Here is a 24118-nt window from a genome sequence, read left to right as displayed (position 1 = left end):
GACTTGCATCTTAAAGTCCAGATCGTAACGCATAAAAATACCCCATAAGTTGTGTCCAACTTATGGGGGTCAGTTCATATCGTGGGGTTTTTTATTTATTTAAGATATGACTAATTGCTAAACTTGGTTATCATGCCATTCTAGTAGGTCAGTGACATCTTGATGAATACCCGCTTTCAAGGCATCCAAACCATCATAGCGACGTTCACCATGCAAAAAATGCAAGAAGCGTACTTGTAGGGTCAACCCGTACAAATCTGCTTTTAGTTTGGGAAAGTGTACTTCCAATCGCCAGTCATCACCTTTATCAACAGAAGGTCTTTTGCCAATGTTAGCGGTACCGAACAAACTATGTGGACGCAAACCTGCGACGCCTATATTGTTATCAGTAGCCAGCTTTATTAAACCATCAGGTATGACATCTCCATTCTCATCTAAGCTGACGACATCAACGGCAAAAATACCGTGCAAAGCGGGTTTTATTCGCTGCAAATCAATATTGGCAGTAGGAAAGTCCATGGTGCGACCAATTTGATCACCACGGACGACTGACCCCGTAATGGCGTAGTCGCGGTCTAGAAGTATATTGGCAGCATGAATATCACCTGCCAATAGCAAATCACGGATGCGAGTAGAGCTAATACGTGCAGCCTCATTATTGACATCATTCAAGTGGTCGTTGTCAATATTGCTATCAGTGACGGTATGTAGGTTAGTCACATCCAAACCATAATCGCGCAAAAACTGACTATCGCCAGTACGATCATGACCGAAGCGAAAGTCGTCACCTAACACCAGTGCTTTTACATTTAAGCGCGTGGCTAATATATCGGCAAAGGCTTGTGCTGATAACGAGCGAAAGTCCTCATCAAAACCTGCTACCACTAAGGTTTTAACCCCATATTGCGCTAGGAGGGCCTGCTTTTCTGCTAGATTGGTCAAACGCGCAGGGGCTTTAGCTGGCGCAAAAAACTCACGTGGTTGTGGCTCAAATATCATGACCGCAGCGTCCAAGTTCTGAGTATGCGCAATATCACGAACTTGGGCCAGCATTGCCTGATGACCAAGGTGTACGCCATCAAAATTGCCAATAGTGAGCACACAAGGCGCTAACTCTACTGGGTCATTAGTAGTAGACGCGGCATTTGATGATGCAATCAGTTGCTCAAGAAAATAGGTTTTCATAAGTTTTCAGCTATGATGAGACCAGATAAAAAACGAAAAAACACATCTATGGTCAAAATTGATGTGTCGAAAATTAGCCATTATAAAGTAAAATAGCCACACTAACATCCTATAGTCTACGGATAATGCAAGTATGAATGACGCTCTATGAATTTCATGGTTTGTACATACGTCTATTATCAGTATGACGATTTCTTACTATCATCATGAAGACCAAAAATAATGCCAATCAATATGGAGACTCTATGTCCGATGTTGCCTTAAATGTCATAGCAACTGACCTGTCGACACATCAGCTGACCCAGCAGTTTATGGTGCAACGTGCCAGTAAAGAAGACTTAGCAGAAGTCTTGGCAATTTATAACCAAAGTATTCCTGGCAAACAAGCAACGGCAAATTTGGCGTTAGTAACGGTCGAAGAACGTACGGCTTGGTTCGATGAGCATTTGGATAGTCCAACGAGGCCTATTTATGTAGTTAAAGCATTACCAGAAGGTGATACCGATAGACAAAGTACGAAACTGCCGATTGTTGCATGGGGCAGTTTTAGTGATTTATATGCGCGTACCGCTTATCATATCAGCACTGAAATCAGCATCTATCTGAATCAAGATTATCAGAGTAAAGGGCTGGGCAGTCTGTTGACACGCTGGATGTTGACGCAAGCGCCCAGCTTAGGAATCAGAAATATCGTTGCCCTTATCTTTGCCCACAATCAGCCAAGTTTGGGACTGTTCCGTAAACTTGGCTTTGAGCAGTGGGGATATATGCCAGAAGTTTGCGATATGGATGGGTTTATCGCTGATGTCGTGATGCTTGGTAAAGCCGTGACATCAGATGATACTAAACAGAGATAAAGCGCCTTAACCCAAGATCTTCCATTGACCATCTATTTTCTGTAGTTGATAGGTCAATGGTGCAGGATCGCTTTGTCCTTTGAGCATCAACTCGCCCGTAATGGTGGCACGCGTTTTGTCATCATTGTACGTTGTATCAGTAATAGTCACGCCATCGACCGTTTGCTGAAATGCCGATTGGGTGTTGGCAAGCTCTTCTTCAAAGTTTGCCATATCTACTTGATAGTAGCCTGCCGCATCCTTCACATCACCATAATACAAACTATTGAGTGCTTTTTTGACCGTGTCCTCTGGCGTACCCGCTTGAGTCGGATTAGTCACCAAGCTTTTTTTTGTGGTCGAAGCAGTGACTGGATTGATATTATCATTATCAATGGTCGTTTTGTTCTCAGCATCATCTGTGACTTGAGTCGTTTCGCTCGTGCTATCTGCTGTCTCTTTTTGCTCAGCTGTGCCTTCTTCTGAAGTATCAACGACAGCTGCAACCTCTTCATTGCTAGTAGCAGTTTCAGTGTCTGCAGACTCATTGTTGCTGCAACCGTTCAGCAATAGTCCAGTACCGAGTAAACCTGTTGCAAGTAGAAGCGGTAAGCGCTGGAAGAGTGGCTGTTTCGTTGTCATATTTAACCTCAAATGTCAGTTATTCATTAATAGGTCATTATGACAACGATCGGTGACAAGCATTGTCAATTCTGATGATAGGCTTGTTTTGGTTTCGTAAGCCAAGCTCATGCCTATATCTACGTTGGCTTATCCATGCTTGAGCTGGCGAGGACGGAAACCTGTCGCTAGCAATACCACGCCATAGACGAGCGCTCCCACGACGCACATAATCACGAGTGCGATGATGCGTTGCCACTGGGCTTCATCAGTAGGGAAGTAGGGCAACATGAGATAAAGTACACCAATCATGGAGCCAGTCGAAATGGCAAACTGCGTGAATAGCTTGTTCCAATGGGGGCCAAAACGGAAAATATCACGCTTGTGTAAGAAGTAATAGAGCAAGCCTGCGTTTACGAACGCTGCGCCCGTTGTTGCCAAGGCTAGGCCACCATGTAGTGGTATCTCTAAGAAGTAGAATATCCCAATAAAGATGACACTAAATACCATGTTGGCAATAACAGAAATGATGCCGATTTTGACAGGTGTTCTGGTATCTTGACGCGCAAAAAATGCAGGGGCAAAGATTTTGATCAGCATGAATCCTAAGATACCACCTGCCATACTACGTAGCGCCAGCGAGCTCATCTGTGCATCACGAAGGGTAAACTCACCACGTAAGAACAGGGCTTGCATCAACACATCTGCGAGTACAAAGAGCGCAGCCGAGGCAGGCACACCGACCAAAATGATAAGGCGCGCGGCCCAATCGATAGTTTTTTTGAAACTAACATCGTCTTTTTGCGCTTCACTTTTTGACAGACTTGGTAATATGACCGTACCAATCGCCACACCAATCAGCCCTAGTGGTAGCTCGCTCATACGCTCAGCCGCGTAGAGCCAAGAAACCGAACCACCAATCATCAATGAGGCAAAAACGGTGTTCAGCAACAAGTTGATCTGAGTGACAGACACACCAAAGATAGCAGGTAGCATTAATTTGAGAATGCGGCGAACACCCTCATGCTGAAAATCAATTTTGGGCGCGACCAGTAGTTTTTGTTGCCAGAGCTGCGGCAGTTGTATCAAGAATTGTAGCAAACCTGCGATTGCCACGGCATAGCCAAGCGCCATAATAGGGGTATCAAACATCGGCGCAAAAATCAGCGCACCACCGATCATACATAAATTCAATAGCACAGGGGCAAAGGCAGGTGCTGCAAAACGGCCATAACTTTGTAAAATACCACTGGCAAAAGCCGTCATAGAAATAAACAGCAAATAGGGGAAGGTAAGGCGGAGTAATTCAGCGGTAATGGCAAATTTGTCAGGTTGATCGGCAAACCCGGGGGCAAACAACGTCACTACCCAAGGCGCGATTAAGATGACAACCACTGTCAGCATTGACAACACCAGCAAGAGCGCGCCTGAGGTACGACTGACTAAAATCTGTACTTGCTGTAAGCTGTATTTTTCTTTGTACTCGGAAAGTACAGGAACGAATGCTTGGCTAAACGCCCCTTCAGCAAACAGTCGTCGCAAAAAATTTGGGATTTTGAAGGCGACCAAAAAGGCGTCCATCAAACCACCAGCCCCAAAAACCCCTAGCAATACGACATCACGTACCAAACCTAAAATACGCGATAACATGGTCATACTGCTGACTACCATGGTTGAACGAAATAACCGACTTTTTGCCATGAGAACCTATCTTGCTAAGTTGTGTACAGGTTGTATAAGAGGTAGTGTACTGATTTGCTGCTGCAAAAAACTGACGAATTATAGCACTTTCACCACTGAGATAAGTGGATTGGATGTGGAAATCATTTTTGCAGTGATAAAGAGTTATTTCGTAATAACCCTGCAACTAGCTCCCGCAACCTTGCCCATTCAAAATAATCACCAGGATCGGTCTTACGCCCTGGCGCAATATCACTATGCCCTGTCAAATGTCGCTGCGTTTTAGGATAGGCTTTATAAATCGCTGTGACTACCTCTGCAAGTTTTTCATATTGAGCAGAAGTGAAGGACACAAAATCTGACCCTTCGAGCTCAATGCCAATGCTATAATCATTACATTCAGGCCGGCCCAAGTAGCTAGACCGTCCAGCGTGCCAAGCGCGTTCGTTAAAATTGACAAACTGAGTGATAGCACCGTCACGCTCGATAAACAAATGCGCTGACACTTCTGCGCCTTTGATTGTCTGAAAGTAAGGGTGCGCATCCCAATCTAATTGATTGGTGAATAATGCCTTTACATAATGTGTGCCGCTAGAGTCGCACGCACCAAACTCATTGGGTGGTAGGCTAATATTATGAATAACAATGGCATCAATACTTAGACCTTTTGGCCTGACATTATAGTTTGGTGAGGCCAGCCAAGTAGCGGCTGACAGCAAACCATCTGTGATTGTCATTGGCAATGTAGATAATGATGAATTTGAGGATGAAGCGGGCATAAAGCTCTCTTTTTATAATAGTATTGGTAGTGTTGTGATAGAAAGTCTATCAAAGTAGTTAGGGCGTGTCCCTAAATAGTCGCAGCTTGCTTATATCATTTGAGTCTCTAGCATAATAAACCTTAACAGCGCGAATAGCGTATAAATAATAACGTGTGAGAGCCTGCCTCATGTCTATAGAACTGATGTCTACGTCTGGAACTTATGCTCTAATAACCATTGGTCAGCGAGCACGACTGCCATTGGCGATAGCGGCGCTATTATTCTCTGCAAACACGCAGGCATTTTTACCGACACCTTTATTGGTCACTGAAGGTGCACTTTCATCTGAATTATCAGAGAGTACGTCACCTAGTGATGCTAAAGCTGCTGTTCGCATCGAAACATCTAATCTCAGTGATACTAGAGACAATAGTCAAAATAATACTGCGTCTGGGTCAGATATGGCGATAGAGCAATTACTGGCAGTATGGCGTCGACAGGTAAAAACTGACAATCTGGCGCAGCATACAACATGGCGACGCTTATTGTATTTTTACGATGATCAAAACAGTATGTTATCTAAAAACAAAACGGAGAGTCTGGTCGATGATCCACGCTTTTTTTTGAGTGATAACGGTCAGCAGGATTCAGTCGCAGAATTAGACGCGACCCTGACAGCACTGGCAAAAGAATTCACATCGCAGACAACTGGTAATAGCCAAGCAAACATTCATATAAAAAATCAAGCCAATAATGATTCCGTTCTGTGCCGTTTCCCAGCGCGGGTGGCATGGCTAAAAGAGAGGCTAGCCATCGATGATGCGAGTCTATCGGCTCAGTGTCCAGAGCTGGATGACTGGATGGCGACATTGGCGCCTGAGCAGTTATCTATTGTGTTTGCCGAAGAGTATTTGGACAATCCACTCTCTGCCTTTGGTCATACGTTACTACGTATCGATTCAAAATCGAGCGTAGCAGACCCCAATCAAATCAGTCAGGCGTATGCGCTCAATTATACGGTGGATGGTGATCCAAACGATAGCTTTCCAATCTATGCGACCAAATCCATGATTGGTAGTTATGACAGCGCCATTGAGATTGATCCTTATCCAGAAAAGCTCGCAAAATATCTACAAGACGATGAGCGTGATACGTGGACGTATCCATTGAATTTGACTCCAAGTGAAGTGCAGCAGATTATGCGCCATGTTTGGGAGACCAAAGCGCTAAAAATGCCGTATTACTTCACCACGGATAATTGTGCTTCTGAGATCCTGCGCTTGATCGACGTGGTTCGTCCGCAGCAAAGTCTACTGAAGCAACTGGCTTATGTTGTTGTGCCCTCTGATGTTATCCAATTATTGAACAATAAAAACCTTTTGGCAAATGCCACTTACACACCGGCCGATAATACATTGCGTCAAGCTCAGCTTAATGACATTAAGCAACAACGCGAGCAGTTTGGCTATCATAACAGTGCCAAACAAACCTTAAATGAGATAAAGTCGGCACAGCGCAATCCTGTCTCAAGCCTATCAGATGATGGACAACGGTTACGCAAACGTCAAATTGACGTATCGGATAATAATCCAATAGATAGGCATCCACTACAGCTGGGGACGATAGGCATCGGGCAGCGCGGTGACAATAACTATATCGATATTGGGGTTAGAGCAGGGTTTCATGATACGCTTGACCACGCGTCAGGGTATCCACAGTTTTTTAATTTAGAAGGGTTGGCTGCGACTTTACGTCTATATGACACAGATGATAATAAACCCAATCAACCAGATAGTGTGGTCTTGCAAAATGCGACTTTGATTCGTGGACGCTCTTTTAATCCTATCAATGCTGGCAAAAAAGGCAAAACGTGGGGCGCAAGTATTGAGGCGACGCGAGTGAATGATGGCTCACAAGATGGCGGGCAAGATCATCTGGTGGGTAGTGTCGGTTACGAGACGGGGTGGTCTTGGGCGTTTGGTACCCCAAGCATAGGTACGGGTGAGATGCCGCCGCAACTATGCTATACGTTTTTGGCAGGGACAGCGCAAGCAGGGCGCGCTATCAATAAAGGCTTTCGGGTAGGTGCAGGCGTCAATGCTGGTTGTCGTTATCAGATTAACAATCAGTTACGTGCGCAAGCTGAATTGCAATTGCCATATTGGTATCATGGCAGCAGCGATGAGTCCAACGTTCGTGGTCATTATTGGCAACCGATCTCAAGCCTTGGGCTACAATACGATATTGATAAAAAACAAGCATTACGTATTAATGCCAACTATGACTGGCAAGAGCGCGTTGATGCGAATGAGGATATACAGCTGTCATACAGACGGTACTTTTAAGTAGAGTTATCTCTTAGCGCTGCATAAGTTGTATAAAAGGAAAGATGTTTTATGAATACACCAAATATACTCATCATCGGGCAAGGTGATATCGGCTTGCCAGTCACCAATAAGCTGGCACAAGATGGCTTTTTGGTGACAGGGCTGGCTCGTAGTGAACGTGATCATTATGCATTAGTGGATAACGCTAAATTTTTGCAGGCAGATGCGCTGACTCTGACAACCGATCAGCTGCAAGCATTTACGCATATTGCGATTATCGTCACCCCTGATGAGTATTCGACCAGCGGTTATCATGACAGCTACTTGGCGATTAGCCAGCATTTGGCAACGCTTGCTCCGAATCTGGCGAACCTGCAGCGCGTCGTGTTTATTTCTTCTACTGGTGTTTACGGTCAAGACAATGGCGAATGGATCGATGAGTATACTGAACCTATGACGCCTGAGCGTGACGCATCAAAGGTTATATTGCAAGCAGAACAAGCACTGCAACAAAGCTTTGGTGACAAAGCCATCATCATTCGTCCTAGCGGTATTTATGGACGTGATCGTCTTATGCGCCTGCGAAAAGCTCGCGAGCCACAAAAAGAGCCAGTAGCCGCCGAGCATTGGAGCAATCGTATTATGGATCGCGACTTGGTCACTATCATTGCCAATGTGTTGACGACAGAAACACCAAAGCCACTCTACCTTGCGACAGACTACAGACCTGTGACCACCTTTGAGCTTGGCGTTTGGTTAAGTGAACAAATCGGTGAAGCCGCGCCTACTATCGATGACAAAAAAACATCTGTGACAGGAAAGCGCTTACACAGCAATATTCCGTTAGCTTGGCTTGAGTACGCTGATTGGCAAACAGGATACCGTGATATTTTAGCTCACCAAGAGTAATCTCTTCGGTGTAAGTATTTAAGTATAAACTCTTAAGCTTAAGATCGTCTTTTAGTTTGATCGTTTTTATAGTTTATTTTGTATGGAGATTTCATGACCCAGCCTTCTACTTCTGATGACCGTTTGTCTCATGCTAGTCTGGCAGCAGAAGGTAGCAAGCTCACGAAAGGCGATGCTGGGCAGTCCTCTATGCTAGCTGATTCACAGCAACCTGCAATCGTACATCCTAATTTTGATCCCAAACGATCACCCCTTGATCCTGCCAGACCGCTGAGTGATATTCCTGAGCCTGCCCGCCGCTTAAACGGCCAGTTGCGCCGGCTTTATGGTCATTCGACGCGGTTTTATCAGCCTAATGCAGATAGCTTGTCAAAATGGTCGCTGATTGCTTCAGAGCCTTTGGCAGAGCATTTATCATTACTCAAGGCGGCGCAGCTTGTCGAGTTGCCTGATAGCTTTTATCAAAACCACAGTGATCAGCTTTTATTATCGCCATTATCAGAGATGACATTATTAGACATGTCAGATATCCAGCAGGCGATTCGTACCTATCCAAAACTCAACCGATATGGGTTTGGCTCTGCTGATAGCGACGAGATGGCTGAGCCAAATAACAATGACAAAGTTAATGAGTCTTCAGCCTCTCTGCGCGCATTGATCAAACGCTATAATCCTGATGAGCTACTGAGTAGCCTGTATGCCGATGATTGGCAAGTGATTTTGCAACCGCAGCAATTTGAGACAGGTGAGGGTAGTTTGGCGACAGATATTATGGCCTGTAGCGCTGCCGTTCATGCTCTCAAGCAATGTGGTACTCGTAAAAGTATCAATCATAGCTATAGTGCCGCGCAAATTTGCCAGCACGTACGTAGCTATTTGCTTAGTCAAATTGTCTGTGAGCCTGCCCAGCGTCACGCATATCGTCAGATCCGGATATTTGCTGGTCACATCATTGTTGCGGCCTATCATTTAGGCTGGGAGATACAAGTGCGAGCAGATGGACAGAGTTATTTTAATATCTCGTCGCGTAGTGGTTTGTTGACTCGCTATGCCAATATGCAGGATTACGAAATCAACGGTTGGTCAAGCTGATCAATAATGCGTACAATAATGCAAATTTTTCGCCCCTCTTTTTGCCGATAGGAATGTCATCATGTCTCACGTATCACGCCCGCAAGACCCTACGTTTTCATCTCATCAATTTATTCAACTGGCTTTAGATAACCAAGTACTTAAATTCGGCGAGTTTGTCCTCAAGTCTGGTCGTATCAGTCCATATTTTTTTAATGCAGGTCTGCTTGCAACGGGTGAGATGTTATCACTGCTAGCACGCGGCTATGCGGATGCCTTGGCTGAACAAATGAGCACGGCAACTGATGGCGCTGATGAGCAAGAGCTTGTCATCTTTGGTGCGGCTTATAAAGGTATACCTTTTGTGGCAGCAACCGCGCAAGCATTATGGCTACATCATGGCATCAATGCAAAATGGGGTTATAACCGTAAAGAAGCCAAAACTCACGGTGAAGGGGGCAACTTGGTCGGTGCTGACGTAAGTGGCAAGGCTGTTTGGGTGCTTGACGATGTCATTACAGCAGGCACAGCGATGCGTGAAGTGGTGGAGATTCTAGAGAAAGCAGGAGCAAGCGTTGCAGGTATTATTGTCGCGCTTGATCGCAAAGAAAAAGGCCAAGCTGAGCACTCTGCTATTCAAGAGCTTGCTGCCACATTAGCAGTGCCAGTGCGTGCATTGGTTGATATCGACGATTTAATCAGTTATCTGGCAGACGAAAATAGCCAATATAAAGACGCGACTCAGTTAGCCAAAATGCAACATTACCGTGAGCAGTACGGCGTATAGTTGGGTACTGAGCCTGTTTTATACTAATAATATAACGTAAGTGAGCCCTACTATGAGTCAAACAATGAGCCAACAAAACCAAGAAAAATCGCTAAAAATACTCGTTATTATGGATCCTATCGAGCGGGTCAATTATAAAAAAGACACCAGTCTTGCTATGATGTGGGCCGCTCAAGACCGTGGCCATCAGCTTGGTTACTGTCAGATTCATGACCTGTGGTTGGATCGTGGACAATTAATGGTCGATACTCAGCCGCTTACGGTGAAGCGTGATCCTGCAGATTTTTATACACTGGGTGATAAAACGACAGGCTCGGTTACTGACTATGACGTGATTTTGATGCGCAAAGACCCACCGTTTGATATGCGCTTTATTTATGCCACTTATATGTTAGATCATGCCAAAGCCGCAGGCGTGCTCGTGGTCAATGATCCGCAAGCCATCCGTGATTGTAATGAGAAATTATTTGCGACGTGGTTTAGTGAGTATATGAGTCCAACGATTGTGACCAGCAAACAAGCTCACATTCGTCAGTTTATCGCTGAGCATCAAGATGTCATCGTTAAGCCGCTCGATGGTATGGGCGGTACGGGTATCTTCCGTCTGACTGCTGATAGTCCAAATATTGGCGTAACGATTGAGGTGCTGACTGAGCTTGAAACCTTGCCAATCATGGCGCAGCGTTATTTGCCAGAGATCAAAGATGGCGATAAACGCGTACTTATCGTTGATGGCGTTGTGGTGGATTATAGCTTGGCCCGTATACCAAGCAAAGGCGAGACCCGTGGCAACCTTGCCGCAGGTGGTCGCGGCGTTGCTATGCCATTGACCGATATTGAACGCCAAGTGGCAGAAGTTGTGGCACCGATTGTCAAAGAAAAAGGTCTGATTTTCGTGGGTTTGGACTTGATCGGTGGACGTATCACTGAGATTAATGTCACCAGTCCAACGTGCGTACGTGAGATTGATGACCAGTGCGGTACGGATATCGCGACCGACTTTATTATGGCGATTGAGAATAAATTTATGGCATAGTTTTAGACAGTCTAAGACACCTGTTTATTAGATAAAGTACGTTTTAATACTTCGTTTAGCATTGCCTTTTAGGGTCGTGTGTCAGTAGTACATGACGCCAAGTCATGCCAGCTCATGGCTTGGTTTTTTTGTTATTTCTACTGCATAAAGTACTGTATATAAGACAATGATTTCCTCTATACTATGCGGGCTTTGGCTAGGTCATTATTTTTCATAATTGTCAGCGCAGCAGTGAGATAAACCCTTCATACAAATAAAATAAAGATAGGCAGGCGTTCATGAAAACACCGCATATATTGATGATGGCAGCTGGGACGGGCGGGCATGTTTTTCCCGCGCTTGCCGTGAGCGACGAGCTGACCGGTCGCGGTGCGGTTATTCATTGGCTTGGAACGCCAAATGGTATGGAAAATGGTTTGGTTGAACCGACAGGTTATCCTTTTCATGCCATCAATATGCAGGGGCTGCGTGGTAAGGGTGTGGGTCGTTTAGTTAAGCTGCCAGTAACGTTATTGTCAGCGACGATGGCTGCGGTAAAAGTGATTCGCAGCAATCAGATTGACGTGGTCGTTGGTTTTGGTGGCTATGTGAGTGCGCCTGGTGGACTGGCTGCACGTCTGACCAATACACCGCTGATTATCCATGAACAAAATGCCATCGCTGGCATGAGCAATCGTTACCTGTCTAAGCTGTCTACCAAAGTATTACAAGCATTTGAAAACACCTTTGCCAATAGTGAGCAAGATGCCAAGCTTGAAACAGTTGGCAATCCTGTGCGTAACGCCATCACTGGTGTCGCAGAGCCAAAGGCGCGTTATGATATCAGTGATAGCTCACCCCTTAAACTGCTGGTCGTAGGTGGCTCGCTTGGTGCTCAGGTATTGAATGATACCGTGCCAAAAGCACTGGCTTTGCTAGACCAGCCCTTTGAAGTCCTTCATCAATGCGGACGCAATAACGAAGCAGCCACTCAGGCGGCTTATAGCGAGCAAGATTTGAGCAAGCATCAGTTCACAGTGCAGCCCTTTATCGATGATATGGCGGCGGCCTACAACTGGGCAGATATTATCGTTTGCCGCGCTGGTGCATTGACAGTGACTGAGATCCAAAATGTCGGTATTGCCGCTATTTTTGTACCGCTACCACATGCGGTTGATGATCATCAAACCGCCAATGCGCGCACATTGACCTCACATGCTGCTGCGGTTTTATTGCCACAGTCAGAGCTAACGGCTAAACGTCTAAGTGATGAGCTTAGCATACTCAATCGAGAGAAATGCCTTGAGATGGCTAAAAAAGGTCATGCGCTTGCCAATCGCAGCGCGAGTAAGCAAGTGGCTGATATTATTTGGCAAGCCTTATAGTCTAAATTTTTGCCACTCGTTATTTTTTATTGATCATATTTCACTGTCCTTTAATTTTTATTATCCTTTAATAAAGAGAAAATTTTATGTCTACCTCTGCCAAAGCCCTTCCTAAGCGTTTGATTGAAATACCAGAAATGCGCCGCATTCAGCATTTGCATTTTATTGGTATTGGTGGCTCAGGCATGTGCGGTATCGCTGAGGTAATGAACAATCAAGGCTATCAAGTCAGTGGTTCTGACATTGCAGAAAGCTTGGTGACGAAGCGTCTACAGCAGATTGGCATCAAGATATCGATTGGTCATGATTCCAAAAACATTGCCAACGCTGACGTGATCGTCGTGTCATCAGCGATTGATCGTAGCAATCCTGAGGTCAAAGCCGCGCTTGAAGCTCGTCTGCCAGTCGTACGTCGCGCCGATATGCTTGGCGAGTTGATGCGTTATCGCCATGGCATTGCGGTTGCTGGTGCGCATGGTAAAACGACGACGACCAGTTTGCTCACCACGATGATGGCAGAAGGACAGCTAGATCCTACCTATGTGATTGGTGGTAAGCTAAATGCATCGGGTAAAAATGCAGCACTAGGCAACAGCCGTTTTTTGGTAGCAGAAGCGGATGAGTCCGATGCGTCTTTTTTATCACTGCGTCCAATGGCAGCAATTGTGACCAATATCGATCAAGATCACATGGAAACCTATGGCAACAGCTTTGATAATTTAAAAGCCGCATACATTCAATTTTTACACAATATGCCGTTTTATGGCTTGGCCGTGGTATGCGGTGATGACCCTGAGCTGTATGCAATGATTGATGATATTGGTCGTCCAGTATTGACCTTTGGTCTTGAGCCATTTAATGACGTACAAGCGGTCGATTTGGTGACAGAAGGTACCAAGACTCACTTTACGGTATTGCGCCGTGACCGTGAGCCATTGCGTCTCACGCTAAACATTCCTGGTACACACAATGTTTATAACGCGCTGGCTGCTATCACCATGGCAACCGATGAAGGCGTTGATGATGCCGCGATTGAGCGTGCCTTACAGAAATTTGAAGGGGTAGGTCGCCGATTTGAGCAGCATGCCTCGGTCGATATCGATGATGGTAATGTCCTATTGATTGATGATTACGGTCATCATCCAAAAGAAGTTGACGCAACCATCAAAGCCGCTCGCCAAAGCTTTCCTGATCGCCGTTTAGTGATGTTATTTCAACCGCATCGTTATAGCCGTACCCGTGATTGCTATGATGATTTTGTCGAAGTGCTATCAAGTGTTGATGAGCTGCTACTATTGGATGTATATTCAGCAGGTGAAAGCCCGATTATAGGCGCTGATACCAAGTCATTAGCACGTAGTATCCGTCTGCGCGGTGAAGTTGAACCGACGATTATTGACAAAGACAATCTTGCCCCTGTGATGCAGCGTTTATTAAAAGCCAACGACATGCTTATCACGCAAGGCGCGGGTAATGTGGGACAGATCGCTATTGATTTGGCTGCCAATAATCTTTACATCAAGTAAGCTAAAATTTAGGAATTATCTTCATGACGACTAATAATAAAGAAAAAATGAGTACTCAGAATCTCGCTATCGATGATACCGAAGATAAGTCAGCCATTACCAATCCAGAACCAGCATTGGCGGCGGCTGCACAAGCAGGACAAAGCGACGCGAGCATTTCGCCAAATGAAAAAGCTATCAGTACGATGACTGGTCATGTAAAAGATGCCGCTCAGTTTGGTAAAGTCGCTGTGATCTATGGTGGTAGCAGCAATGAGCGCAGCGTGTCTTTGGATAGCGGGGCGGCCGTACTGCAAGCACTGCAAAACCAAGGTGTCGACGCCACTCATTTTGACCCTAAGCATCAAGACATCACAGAATTGCGTGAGTACGATCGCGTGTTTAATGTCTTGCACGGTCGTGGCGGCGAAGATGGCCTATTGCAAGGTGTATTACAGTGGTTTGATATACCGCAAACGGGATCTGGCATTTTGGCATCAGCGCTGGGTATGGACAAAGTTCGTACCAAACAACTATGGCAAGGTTGCGGTTTATCTACAGCGCCGTTTTCATTATTGACGGCTGATACCGACTGGCAGCAAGTAGTCAACATGCTAGGACTGCCACTTATTATTAAACCCGTTCATGAAGGTTCAAGCATTGGTATGACCAAGGTCAACCATCTGGATGAGCTACCTGCTGCCTATGCCACAGCAGTCCAGTGTGGTGATGCTGTGATGGCTGAGCGCTGGATCACAGGTCGTGAGTTTACGATTGTGATTATCGATGACGAAGCTTACCCTGTCATTCGACTTGAGCCTGCTGATATCACAAACTTCTATGACTTTGAAGCCAAGTACAATCGTAACGATACCAGCTACTATATTCCTTGCGGATTGAGTGCTGCTGATGAGAAGCATCTGCAAGATTTAAGTCTGGCGGCATTCCGTGCAGTGGATGCAAAAGGCTGGGGACGTATCGATGCCATGCAGGATGAAGCAGGGAATTTTTGGTTGCTTGAGATCAATACTGTGCCCGGTATGACCAGTCATAGTTTGGTACCAATGGCAGCCAAAGCTCGAGGCATGGATTTTGACACGTTGTGCTGGCACATATTATCGCAGACAGTCTAATTTTTTAATGTGGCGTTCATCATATTTATCATAATTTTCTAACAATGAGTCTGATGACAATCACATTGAGTAAATGAGCCATGTTAAAACATGGGCAACGATAAATTATATAGAGATTTATCGTTGCTTAGCTTTATCATTTTTATATCAGCACGATTTTAGCCAAAAAAGTCGTTAATGTGTCACTAGAGCTGCTATAACACAGCTTCATGTAAACTTGTGTAAATTCAAGGCTGCTAGCGAGCGTTACGCTATTGTTTGCCTATAAAATACGTTAATATTGTAAGAATAGCTTTGTTTTAGTAATATTTACGTTTTTTGTAGGGATAACCTATAAGTTATTCATAACCTAAGAAAAATGTTACGTTTAAATAAGAATAATCGCTGACTATCAGTCTTTTTATTGACAGTCTTTGATAATATATTGCCTTAATAAGCTTCTGCAAAAACTTGCAGGTTTACATCAATAATTAGCATGATCAGTTTTATGCAAATATAGGGACAAAGGTCGTTATGGCTCAAACTGTCAACGAGGTAACTGACTTGATGAGTGATAAAGCCGGTCGCCCAGCATCTAAACTCCAATTACCGACCTCGGCCCGATATCTTTTTATGATATTGGTATTAGGATTATTGGTACTAATATTGATAATGGGTGGTAAAGCGTTACGTGATGCACCGCCTGCTGAGATTCATGTCAGTAGTCAAGGGCTATCTACCGCTCAATATAACTCATTGCAGACAGTGATGGACCAGCAAAAGGTCAGCAGTTTTTTTACTTCTGATTTGCAAGCATTAAGAGATATTACGACAAGCCTTGCATGGGTTGATCAAGTGAGTATCTCTCGAGACTGGCAACGCGGCATTGTGGTTACCGCCTTACCTAAGCAAGCAGTCGCTAATTTTGGGACAGAGCGCTTGGTTGATGCAAAAGGATCCGTGTTCGTTCCTGCTGATAGTAGCGACTTGACGCAAGAGCGTTTTGCTACTTTGCAAGGTGAAACGGCTCAAGCGCCAGTCATCATGCAGCAAATGCAGCAAGTCAATGATTGGTATGCGCCACTTGATATGCAGGTTGAAGACATTATTTTGTCACCAAGAATGACTTGGCTCATTCGTTTTGATAATGGTTTGCGCGTCATCGTCGATAATGAGAACACCGCACAAAAATTACTGAATCTAAGCCAGTTGCTGGGTAATCAGTTAAGCGGACGCCGAGATGAGATGCAATCTGTAGACTTACGCTACAAGAACGGTTTTACAATTGCTTGGGATATGTCAGCGCCGCCAGTTGATGAGCCCAAATAATTAAAGTAATACTGATGAGTGATGACTTGAGTCCAAACTGTTTGCCCAAAACGAATAATATATGTACAACATCATAGCGTATTAACAGCGCTTTTTTTAATGATTCAATAGGATGGCGTTATTTGCGCTCCTATTTAGTAATAATTTGTCTGGTACCATGAAATATAACGAAAATTTGGTTGTTGTCCATCTAAGTGCCACGGCAGTATATGTCGTCATTGGCAATGTTGTCTCTGCAAAAGACATTCGTATCTTAGGCGTAGGACAAGTTAAAAATAGCGATTTTTATCAGGGCCAAATCAAGCATCGTGAACGCCTACAAGGTGCTATCAAGCAAGCCATTCAAGAAGCAGAAGATACTGCCAATTGCCGCGTGCATAGTGTGTGGTTGACGCTCGCAACGCCTGAGTTATCTAGTAAAAACAGTGCTGGAGAAGTGAGGGTTGAGGACGAGTTCGTACGTGCCAAAGATATGGTACAGGCCTTATCTAATGCCAAGTCGCGCGATCTGCCATCCGATTACTACCTCATGCATTGTTGCCAGCAAGGTATCTATGTTGATGATCAAGACTTCATGGTTGACGATGTGATTGAGATGATGGCACATAATATCACTGTGATGTACCACATGATGATGATGCCTGTCGCTAGCCGCCAAAATATTCAAAAACTACTACAAAGCTGCGATGTTGGTATTGATCACATCGTGTTTGATGCAGTGACCAGTGCTGAATATAGTCTGATGCCTGAAGAACGTCAGCAAGGGGTTTGCTTGGTAGATATCGGTGCTAGTACGACCAGTATCTGCGTCTACAAAGAAAACAAATTGATTTTTACGCATTGTATTGCTACTGGCAGCCATGAAGTGACAATGGATATCTCAGCTGATTTTGGTATATCGATGATCGAAGCTGAGAAACTGAAAAAGTCTCATGGTACCGCTGATGCCAATAGTGTCGATCCAAGCTCATTCTTTTTGTTTAAACCTCAAGGATCGAGCGATGAAATCAACATCGGTATCTATAATTTAGCACGCATCATTGAAGCGCGTTATGTACAGATATTCACTGAAGTCGCTCGTCAACTGCATGAAGCAGGTTTGATAGGCTATATTGACAAAGGTATCGTGCTGACAGGCGGCGGTAGTACAATTAAAGGTATGATACCGTTTGCTAAACGACTGCTCAAAATGCCAGTGGTATTGACCAATACGCATCCTGCTATTAGTGCTTACAATCATTTTGATAACGACGAGTCATTTAAACAACTTAATAGTCAGGTCAATGACCGGGCTTACCAGACAGCTTTTGGCACACTATTATATAGTCAAAGCGAGCAGTTCCGCCGTAGTGAAAAAAGCGAACCTGATACGATTCAAAAAAATCGAGTCACAGGAGTCTTTCAAAGCGCAGGCAAACGTTTTGCTGATGTGTTGAAAAAAATACTATAGACCTAATGACCAAACATGTAGAGCATAAACGCTTTTGTAAGATGCTCTCGAATAAAGTAAGCAAAAATTGAAGTCATATTGAAAGTAATGCGCTAAGCAGTAACAGTAATACCTTAAGCGATGATGACGTATTATGGTCCGCGCTGAACTATTTGATCCATAGCCCTGTTTTATTTAAATACATTTATATATAGTATGTCGATAGCGCGCCATATGAGTGCGTTACTACGTATCGACCTACACGCTATCTGCAACTGGAGAATCTTTTTTATGTCAAAATACACCATGCCAGATGATAACCAGCTTCAAAATAACGGCCAAGCGAGCTTCACTGTATTCGGTGTTGGCGGCGGCGGCGGTAATGCGGTTGAACATATGGTACAACAAGGGATTAGAGGTGTAACGTTCGTCTGTGCTAATACAGATAAGCAAGCGCTAGATCGTCTGACTGCACCGCACAAACTACAACTTGGTGCAAAAACGAACCGTGGTCTAGGTGCAGGTGCAAATCCAGAAGTTGGTCGTGAAGCAGCAGAAAGCGAAGAAGAAGCTATCCGTGCATTGCTTGAACACTCAGATATGGTATTTATCACTGCTGGTATGGGTGGCGGGACAGGTACAGGCGCAGCACCAGTGGTTGCACGTATTGCCAAAGAAATGGAAGTATTGACGGTTGCTGTTGTGACCACGCCATTTAAATTTGAAGGTGGCAAACGTATCAAAGCTGCGAAAGCAGGTATCGAGCAGTTGACCAATTTCGTTGATTCAATTATCACGATTCCAAATGATAAGTTGATGAGCGTATACGGCAACATCTCTATGCAAGACGCTTTCAAAAAAGCGGACGATGTTTTGCTACATGCGGTTCAAGGTATTGCAGAGACGATCGCTAGCGAAGGTATGATCAATATTGACTTTAACGATATTCGTACAGCAATGACAGCTAAAGGTCATGCAATGATGGGTATTGGCCGTGCAAGCGGTGATGATCGTGCACGTCAAGCCACCGAAAAAGCCATCAGATCGCCACTACTTGATGATTTACGTCTAGAGAATGCCAAAGGTCTATTGGTCAACGTGATTTCTTCTGAGTCATTATCACTTGATGAGATGAGCAAAATCAGCATCATCGTTGAAGAAATTACTGATATCGATGATGCTCATATTTTCTACGGTTCTGTAATCGATGAAAAAATGGGTGATGACTTGCATGTAACAGTTATTGCAACGGGTCTGACTTTAGATGAAAACGCAGGGCAAGAGCCAGAAGTGGTTGAACAACCTGTTCCTTCTGTGAATAGTACACAACCTGTCGATCCTAATGTACATACCAGTGCATTAAATAGTCAGAAAAAATCACAAGCTCAACTGCATCAAGATAACGTTAATGTTGCACGCCCAAGCGCGCCTCAAGAGCAGACAAAAACCAAAACCAACAGCATCCAAGACTATCTGAAGCGTCAACAGAACAAATAGTTTTTTAGGACTAAGTCAAAAAAGCCAGCGCTCAAACGCTGGCTTTTTTGTGTCTACGTAGAAAAGACTGGCTTATAAAAGAAGAATGACAAAATCAGGAGTATCGCAAAATGTTTCTGATCGAAAAATATATCCAGAATCTAGTATTTCAAAGCGTTCAATAAAGCATAAAATTGTGAAAATATATGGTGAGATAATGACGATAAGCGTTATCAATCAAAGAGATAAGGAAATTAACACTTTTTATTTGTAGCGAATATGGGGGAGGTAGTGGTACACTATGTCAATTGTAACAAAATATGTGAGAAGACAGCCATGAACCAAAGAACCATAAAGACAGCGATAGCCGTTACAGGTACTGGTCTCCATAGTGGTCAACCTGTTGACTTGGAGTTTCATCCACAGCCGGTTGATACTGGTATTGTTTTCGAGCGCTCTGATATTGTAGGCAGCGAGCCTATTCCAGCAAGTGCTTTTTTGGTGCAAGACACGATGATGTCTTCGAATCTAGTATTTAGTGGTACGCGTGTAGGTACGGTTGAGCATTTGCTAAGTGCGATCGCTGGGCTTGGGGTAGATAATCTATTGATTCGTGTTTCTGCTTCAGAAATACCGATTATGGACGGTAGTGCCGCTCCTTTTGTTGCTTTGCTACTTGATGCAGGATTCTGTGAACAAGATGCTTTAAAGAAGTTCATTAAGATTGTACGACCAGTACGAGTCAAAGTAGATGATAAATGGGCAGAGCTACGCCCTTATGACGGGTTTGAATTGAATTTTGAGATTGACTTTGATCACCCTGCCATTGACAAAAATTTTCAACATGCTCAACTGCAATTCTCTACCCAAAACTTTATTGAGCAGCTAAGCGAAGCACGTACTTTTGGCTTTTTGCGTGACATAGAACAATTGCGTCAGAATAATCTGGCCTTGGGCGGCAGTATGGAAAATGCCATCGTCATCGATGATGCCAATATTCTTAATGAAGAAGGCCTACGCTTTAATGATGAATTTGTTCGCCATAAAATTTTAGATGCGCTCGGAGATTTATATCTGATTGGTTATCCTATCGTCGGTCGTTTTAATGCCTACAAATCTGGTCATGCATTAAATAATTTGTTAGTGCGTGAAATACTCTCTGATGAAAATAACTTTGAAATTGTAACTTTTGATGACAATGTAACATGCCCAATCGAATATTCACCGCTAAATGGTTTAGCAGTTGAAGGATAAATACAGGAATATACACGAAGTATCGAAACATTTACGCAATATTACATAGCAACGCTATAATTACATTTATATAATATGCAATATTTTGAATATAAAGTCTATAGCATTTTGTGAATTTTATTCTAAGGCAGAGTGCGTAAAAGCTGTAGGTGATTTCCAAATCATCTATTGGTTCTATTCATAAATTGAATGGCACCAATAGATGATTTTTTTTGTTTAGGATATTACAAAAAGGCAGCGTTACCAATCTCATTTCATGGTTTTATTTACATAACTTTACATTGTAATATCTGTATTTTTAATGATTTGCTAGGCGTAGGAGGGCTTTTTTTAGATTTTCATCAGTGGTGACATGCTCTGCAGCCTGTGATATAGTCCGTTTTGTGTTTTGGCTAAGAGCCTGATTTTCATTGGCTTTACCAGGTTTGGACAAGGTTGCTGATAACGCTGATGATTGTTTAGATGAATAATTATTGGCAGATGTTTTAGCTACTACAACACGAATTTGCTTGAGTTGTTTAAATGTAATTGACTGCTCTGTTAATACTTGCAAATACGCGTTTTGTAAATAGCGAATATGATTAGCCGCGGTCATCGAACCCACACTGAGTATTAACTGCTCAGAGGTTAAGCCTACGACCCAACAGGTATTGAGGATTTCCTCAGGTAGACAGTCTACCAGCAGCTCTTTTACCTCATTGGTCGCTTCTATATATAGCCGCATGTTATTAGCAAGAGTTTGAGGTAGCGCACTACCAGCAAACGCTTGATGATCTATAAGCTGGGCAAGCCGATTAGGCTGTTTTTTTGACATCGTGATGACTCATCTATTAGGTGACAAACTCGATATGTAGAATAGACATGCTAAAAGCGATATACAGCAAAATTTTATGAGGTAGTTGACTAAACGGGCGATGATAATGGTGTTAGTCACTATAAAAGAACGAGCTGTTGTGATAAAGATTTTATCATGTTTGTTTAATGATTATATCTTCTAAATTAATTGATGTTTCGTCACGGATGACGAGCAGACTTGTATTAACAATAGGTAGTAAATTTATGAAACAAGCTTTATTAATTTTGTCAGTATTGGGAATGGGTATCGCACAGACGAGCGGTGCTGCTGAAACAACCTTTCAACCAAATAATACCTTGAGTCATACCATCACAAATATTTCTACTTCTGCGAACTATGGTTCTAGTCGCAACATCTACAGCACTAACAGTGGTGCTCATGTATATAGCAACGATGAGATCAGTCAAGCTATTGACAATCTAAGCGCTCATGCTAAACAAAAAGAATATCAGCTCGCGTCACTCACTAGCCGTTTATCATACGAGCAGCGTCAGCAGCAAGCAAGTCGCGTCCCTGATCGTAATTCTGCTCCTGCTATCGCAGCGGCAAACGCATCACGAGTCGCACTATCTAGAAGTTCTGGCTACTGTGCTCGCTATGTACGTAAAGCGCTACAGTCAGCAGGTTACGAATTTACGCCTAATCCTTCAGCTTATCAATATGCCTCTCGTGGCACACTAGCCCAAGCAGGTTTTACCAAAATCAGTAACGATATGGAACCTCAAGTTGGTGACGTCGTTGTCTATAACCGCACATCAAGCCGTCCACATGGTCATATCCAGATTTTTGATGGTAATGACTGGGTATCTGATTTCCGTCAAAACAGCATTAGCCCATATAGCGGTAACTACAGCTATACGACATGGCGTGACTCGCAGTATGTTGATGATGCATCAGACCGCGGTATTTACCTTGCGATGGCTGACAAATAAGTATCAGTTAAACGAATTAAAAGTTTTCTCCAAACTCAGTAATGTTCTTTATGACATTGCTGGGTTTTTTTTGCGCTTTGAATAATGATATCTAAGAATAGCCGTATCTAAATAAGCGCAGCTCATATAAGCAAATCAAAGCACAAATTTTGGCCAATAGTTGCGATTATGGAAATCAGGCGGGGAGGCGTGGTTTGAGGCAAAATATAAAGTAGTCTTGCCGAGCTGTAAAATAACACAAGGATGTATCTGCTCAATAATCGTATTTACAATGGCGTATTTTTGATTAGGAAGTTCGACTAGAGGAACGTTAAAGCCTCGCTCATAGTAATAAAGGGAATGCACTACTGATGATTTGTCGAATAACGAGTTCTGTATTATGTCCTGTGCATTTATATTATCCGTCCACTCAATAGAGGCACGTGTGTGTCCATCAGCCTCGTATAAAGGTGTTGGTGGCAATGTGGCAGGTTGACGATAGCTTTTAAACTTATAGAGTGCATAGCGGCCATCAGGGTTGGCATTAATCTCAATGTAAGGTTCAGCGTCTTGAATCTCAGTAATGTCCTCATCACTTAGAGTGTCACCGGAAAAAAAGCATTCAAGGCAAGTCTCCTCCCACAGATAGTCAACAAATCCTACTCGGGTTTGCTGCCAAGTCGGCCAAGCCAATTGATTGGCTAACATTTGACTGGGTAAAGTAATTTGATAGGTCAACTGTAATTGTAATACTGGCTGTCGAACGATCTTGGCGTTCACCTTGACACAAATACGCTGTAACTCTTCTACTGTCACATCCAGTTGCTGTGCGTCGTTTTCTAGCGTCTCGGTGGCTATAACAAGATTAAAAAATTGGTTCATTGTTTAACAAACTCTATAGTACTTTTAAAAAGTAATGGTAAAAGATTCAACCGACTAACTAGGCTAATAAGGCACATTAAGTAAATCCAAAACCAGCAGACAACATAAAAGCCGCGAGCAAGATGCATCGCGGCTTTTATAGTTACCGTCATTATTTAAGCTGATGCGGCATACTGTTACTCAAACAGAGCTTGTCAGCACATATTATTGCGCGTGACGTGCTAGGTTAGACAGTTTAGGGTTGGCATTTGGGTTTTGACGTAGCAATAATGCCATACGTCCAATAGAATGAACCAAAGACGCATTAGCCGCTTTAGCAAGTTCAGCGCCAACGATGTCGCGCTCTTCTTTCGTGCCAGCAGGCAGTTTTACTTTGATAAGCTCATGATCTGTTAGCGCGCGATCAATCTCTTCGGTAATGGTTGGGGTAATACCCTTGTTGCCGATCATAACGATAGGCTTTAGCTCATGACCGATGCCTTTTAGACGTTTGATGGTAGCGTTATCGAGTTGCATAGAATTCCTAGGTGTTGGTAAAAATAAAAATGGTACTGTCAAAAACAGTTATTGATCATTATAGATAATCTGTGACCATCTTGCATGAGATCAGCAGGATTTTGCACGATTTTACGTGACGAAAATGTTAAACTGAATGTTTGGTACATTATAAACGCTACTGCCTTATAAAACAGTTATTTAACCAATAGAATTTGGTCAGTTTGCGACCAACCATGAATAAAAAATTTGATTAACACCGTATTTAGAATAATCCGTAACGGATTAGTAT

At 43.6% G+C, this 24118-nt stretch carries 21 protein-coding genes; 14 read left to right on the top strand and 7 right to left on the bottom strand.

The features are described from left to right. Positions 1–117: 117 nt before the first annotated feature. Positions 118–1185, bottom strand: a complete 1068-nt coding sequence (ribF, locus tag ACHUET_RS11980; RefSeq protein WP_394213086.1) for a riboflavin biosynthesis protein RibF — start codon at positions 1183–1185, stop codon at positions 118–120. Between the two features lie 245 nt (positions 1186–1430). Here ribF and ACHUET_RS11975 point away from each other — a divergent pair, with 245 nt between their 5' ends. Then, positions 1431–2042: a GNAT family N-acetyltransferase gene (locus tag ACHUET_RS11975; protein WP_394213084.1), complete on the top strand. Its 612-nt coding sequence runs from the start codon at positions 1431–1433 to the stop codon at positions 2040–2042. Between the two features lie 6 nt (positions 2043–2048). On the opposite strand, the gene ACHUET_RS11970 is transcribed toward ACHUET_RS11975, so the two are convergent. From ACHUET_RS11970 to ampD, 3 genes are all read right to left on the bottom strand, one after another. Continuing rightward, positions 2049–2663 carry a hypothetical protein gene (locus ACHUET_RS11970; protein WP_394213082.1) on the bottom strand — a complete coding sequence of 205 codons (615 nt, stop codon included), beginning with the start codon at positions 2661–2663 and terminating at the stop codon, positions 2049–2051. A gap of 129 nt (positions 2664–2792) precedes the next feature. Beyond that, complete coding sequence (gene murJ, locus ACHUET_RS11965; RefSeq protein ID WP_394213080.1) at positions 2793–4343, bottom strand: murein biosynthesis integral membrane protein MurJ; 1551 nt, start codon at positions 4341–4343, stop codon at positions 2793–2795. Positions 4344–4465: 122 nt separating this feature from the next. Then, positions 4466–5101: a 1,6-anhydro-N-acetylmuramyl-L-alanine amidase AmpD gene (ampD, locus tag ACHUET_RS11960; RefSeq protein WP_394213078.1), complete on the bottom strand. Its 636-nt coding sequence runs from the start codon at positions 5099–5101 to the stop codon at positions 4466–4468. Between the two features lie 170 nt (positions 5102–5271). On the opposite strand from ampD, the gene ACHUET_RS11955 reads away from it, so the two are divergent. From ACHUET_RS11955 to lpxC, 12 genes are all read left to right on the top strand, one after another. Then, positions 5272–7428, top strand: coding sequence for an Lnb N-terminal periplasmic domain-containing protein (locus ACHUET_RS11955; RefSeq protein WP_394213076.1), 2157 nt, complete (start codon positions 5272–5274; stop codon positions 7426–7428). A gap of 51 nt (positions 7429–7479) precedes the next feature. Continuing rightward, positions 7480–8319, top strand: coding sequence for an SDR family oxidoreductase (locus tag ACHUET_RS11950; RefSeq protein WP_394213075.1), 840 nt, complete (start codon positions 7480–7482; stop codon positions 8317–8319). A 93-nt stretch (positions 8320–8412) separates the two neighbouring features. After that, the gene (locus ACHUET_RS11945) at positions 8413–9411 is read left to right on the top strand and encodes a hypothetical protein (protein WP_394213073.1); all 999 of its coding nucleotides are present in this window, start codon (positions 8413–8415) and stop codon (positions 9409–9411) included. 61 nt (positions 9412–9472) lie between these two features. Further along, positions 9473–10177, top strand: a complete 705-nt coding sequence (pyrE, locus tag ACHUET_RS11940) for an orotate phosphoribosyltransferase (RefSeq protein ID WP_394213072.1) — start codon at positions 9473–9475, stop codon at positions 10175–10177. Positions 10178–10241: 64 nt separating this feature from the next. Further along, positions 10242–11213, top strand: coding sequence for a glutathione synthase (gene gshB / locus ACHUET_RS11935; protein WP_394213070.1), 972 nt, complete (start codon positions 10242–10244; stop codon positions 11211–11213). A 278-nt stretch (positions 11214–11491) separates the two neighbouring features. Then, complete coding sequence (murG, locus tag ACHUET_RS11930; protein WP_394213068.1) at positions 11492–12577, top strand: undecaprenyldiphospho-muramoylpentapeptide beta-N-acetylglucosaminyltransferase; 1086 nt, start codon at positions 11492–11494, stop codon at positions 12575–12577. Positions 12578–12663: 86 nt separating this feature from the next. Further along, positions 12664–14103, top strand: a complete 1440-nt coding sequence (gene murC / locus ACHUET_RS11925; RefSeq protein ID WP_238037916.1) for a UDP-N-acetylmuramate--L-alanine ligase — start codon at positions 12664–12666, stop codon at positions 14101–14103. Between the two features lie 23 nt (positions 14104–14126). Then, the gene (locus ACHUET_RS11920) at positions 14127–15215 is read left to right on the top strand and encodes a D-alanine--D-alanine ligase (RefSeq protein WP_394213067.1); all 1089 of its coding nucleotides are present in this window, start codon (positions 14127–14129) and stop codon (positions 15213–15215) included. A 513-nt stretch (positions 15216–15728) separates the two neighbouring features. Further along, positions 15729–16523: a cell division protein FtsQ/DivIB gene (locus ACHUET_RS11915; protein WP_394213066.1), complete on the top strand. Its 795-nt coding sequence runs from the start codon at positions 15729–15731 to the stop codon at positions 16521–16523. A 112-nt stretch (positions 16524–16635) separates the two neighbouring features. Further along, entirely contained in the window at positions 16636–17973 is a 1338-nt protein-coding gene (gene ftsA / locus ACHUET_RS11910; protein ID WP_394213064.1) for a cell division protein FtsA, read from the top strand. 270 nt (positions 17974–18243) lie between these two features. After that, positions 18244–19449 (top strand): cell division protein FtsZ, encoded by a 1206-nt coding sequence (gene ftsZ, locus ACHUET_RS11905; RefSeq protein ID WP_201598038.1) that lies wholly within the window; start codon positions 18244–18246, stop codon positions 19447–19449. A gap of 315 nt (positions 19450–19764) precedes the next feature. Next, the gene (gene lpxC / locus ACHUET_RS11900; RefSeq protein WP_394213062.1) at positions 19765–20682 is read left to right on the top strand and encodes a UDP-3-O-acyl-N-acetylglucosamine deacetylase; all 918 of its coding nucleotides are present in this window, start codon (positions 19765–19767) and stop codon (positions 20680–20682) included. 298 nt (positions 20683–20980) lie between these two features. On the opposite strand, the gene ACHUET_RS11895 is transcribed toward lpxC, so the two are convergent. Then, entirely contained in the window at positions 20981–21496 is a 516-nt protein-coding gene (locus ACHUET_RS11895; protein ID WP_371531835.1) for a hypothetical protein, read from the bottom strand. 245 nt (positions 21497–21741) lie between these two features. Between ACHUET_RS11895 and ACHUET_RS11890 the strand changes: the two genes are divergently transcribed. Then, positions 21742–22470 carry a CHAP domain-containing protein gene (locus ACHUET_RS11890; protein WP_201598047.1) on the top strand — a complete coding sequence of 243 codons (729 nt, stop codon included), beginning with the start codon at positions 21742–21744 and terminating at the stop codon, positions 22468–22470. A gap of 135 nt (positions 22471–22605) precedes the next feature. Here the strand turns inward: ACHUET_RS11890 and ACHUET_RS11885 are convergent, their stop codons facing one another. Both ACHUET_RS11885 and ACHUET_RS11880 read right to left on the bottom strand, forming a co-directional pair. Then, positions 22606–23331, bottom strand: a complete 726-nt coding sequence (locus ACHUET_RS11885) for a DOMON domain-containing protein (protein WP_394213061.1) — start codon at positions 23329–23331, stop codon at positions 22606–22608. 204 nt (positions 23332–23535) lie between these two features. Then, on the bottom strand, positions 23536–23847 hold the full coding sequence (locus tag ACHUET_RS11880) for a YhbY family RNA-binding protein (protein ID WP_058024582.1): 312 nt from the start codon (positions 23845–23847) through the stop codon (positions 23536–23538). Positions 23848–24118: the final 271 nt, after the last annotated feature.

Source organism: Psychrobacter piscatorii, from assembly GCF_043641605.1.
In the GTDB taxonomy this organism is placed as follows: domain Bacteria; phylum Pseudomonadota; class Gammaproteobacteria; order Pseudomonadales; family Moraxellaceae; genus Psychrobacter; species Psychrobacter piscatorii_C.
This window is presented reverse-complemented; position numbering and strand designations above follow the sequence as displayed.

Bases quoted from the DNA above. Each gene is read 5' to 3' on its own strand.
- lpxC (WP_394213062.1), top strand. From the start codon at position 19,765: ATGAACCAAAGAACCATAAAGACAGCGATAGCCGTTACAGGTACTGGT.
- ACHUET_RS11895 (WP_371531835.1), bottom strand. From the start codon at position 21,496: ATGTCAAAAAAACAGCCTAATCGGCTTGCCCAGCTTATAGATCATCAA.
- murC (WP_238037916.1), top strand. From the start codon at position 12,664: ATGTCTACCTCTGCCAAAGCCCTTCCTAAGCGTTTGATTGAAATACCA.
- murG (WP_394213068.1), top strand. From the start codon at position 11,492: ATGAAAACACCGCATATATTGATGATGGCAGCTGGGACGGGCGGGCAT.
- ACHUET_RS11955 (WP_394213076.1), top strand. From the start codon at position 5,272: ATGTCTATAGAACTGATGTCTACGTCTGGAACTTATGCTCTAATAACC.
- ACHUET_RS11945 (WP_394213073.1), top strand. From the start codon at position 8,413: ATGACCCAGCCTTCTACTTCTGATGACCGTTTGTCTCATGCTAGTCTG.
- ACHUET_RS11970 (WP_394213082.1), bottom strand. From the start codon at position 2,663: ATGACAACGAAACAGCCACTCTTCCAGCGCTTACCGCTTCTACTTGCA.
- ribF (WP_394213086.1), bottom strand. From the start codon at position 1,185: ATGAAAACCTATTTTCTTGAGCAACTGATTGCATCATCAAATGCCGCG.
- murJ (WP_394213080.1), bottom strand. From the start codon at position 4,343: ATGGCAAAAAGTCGGTTATTTCGTTCAACCATGGTAGTCAGCAGTATG.
- ftsA (WP_394213064.1), top strand. From the start codon at position 16,636: ATGGCGTTATTTGCGCTCCTATTTAGTAATAATTTGTCTGGTACCATG.
- ACHUET_RS11885 (WP_394213061.1), bottom strand. From the start codon at position 23,331: ATGAACCAATTTTTTAATCTTGTTATAGCCACCGAGACGCTAGAAAAC.
- ACHUET_RS11975 (WP_394213084.1), top strand. From the start codon at position 1,431: ATGTCCGATGTTGCCTTAAATGTCATAGCAACTGACCTGTCGACACAT.
- ACHUET_RS11950 (WP_394213075.1), top strand. From the start codon at position 7,480: ATGAATACACCAAATATACTCATCATCGGGCAAGGTGATATCGGCTTG.
- ACHUET_RS11880 (WP_058024582.1), bottom strand. From the start codon at position 23,847: ATGCAACTCGATAACGCTACCATCAAACGTCTAAAAGGCATCGGTCAT.
- ACHUET_RS11920 (WP_394213067.1), top strand. From the start codon at position 14,127: ATGACGACTAATAATAAAGAAAAAATGAGTACTCAGAATCTCGCTATC.
- ACHUET_RS11890 (WP_201598047.1), top strand. From the start codon at position 21,742: ATGAAACAAGCTTTATTAATTTTGTCAGTATTGGGAATGGGTATCGCA.
- gshB (WP_394213070.1), top strand. From the start codon at position 10,242: ATGAGCCAACAAAACCAAGAAAAATCGCTAAAAATACTCGTTATTATG.
- ftsZ (WP_201598038.1), top strand. From the start codon at position 18,244: ATGTCAAAATACACCATGCCAGATGATAACCAGCTTCAAAATAACGGC.
- ampD (WP_394213078.1), bottom strand. From the start codon at position 5,101: ATGCCCGCTTCATCCTCAAATTCATCATTATCTACATTGCCAATGACA.
- pyrE (WP_394213072.1), top strand. From the start codon at position 9,473: ATGTCTCACGTATCACGCCCGCAAGACCCTACGTTTTCATCTCATCAA.
- ACHUET_RS11915 (WP_394213066.1), top strand. From the start codon at position 15,729: ATGGCTCAAACTGTCAACGAGGTAACTGACTTGATGAGTGATAAAGCC.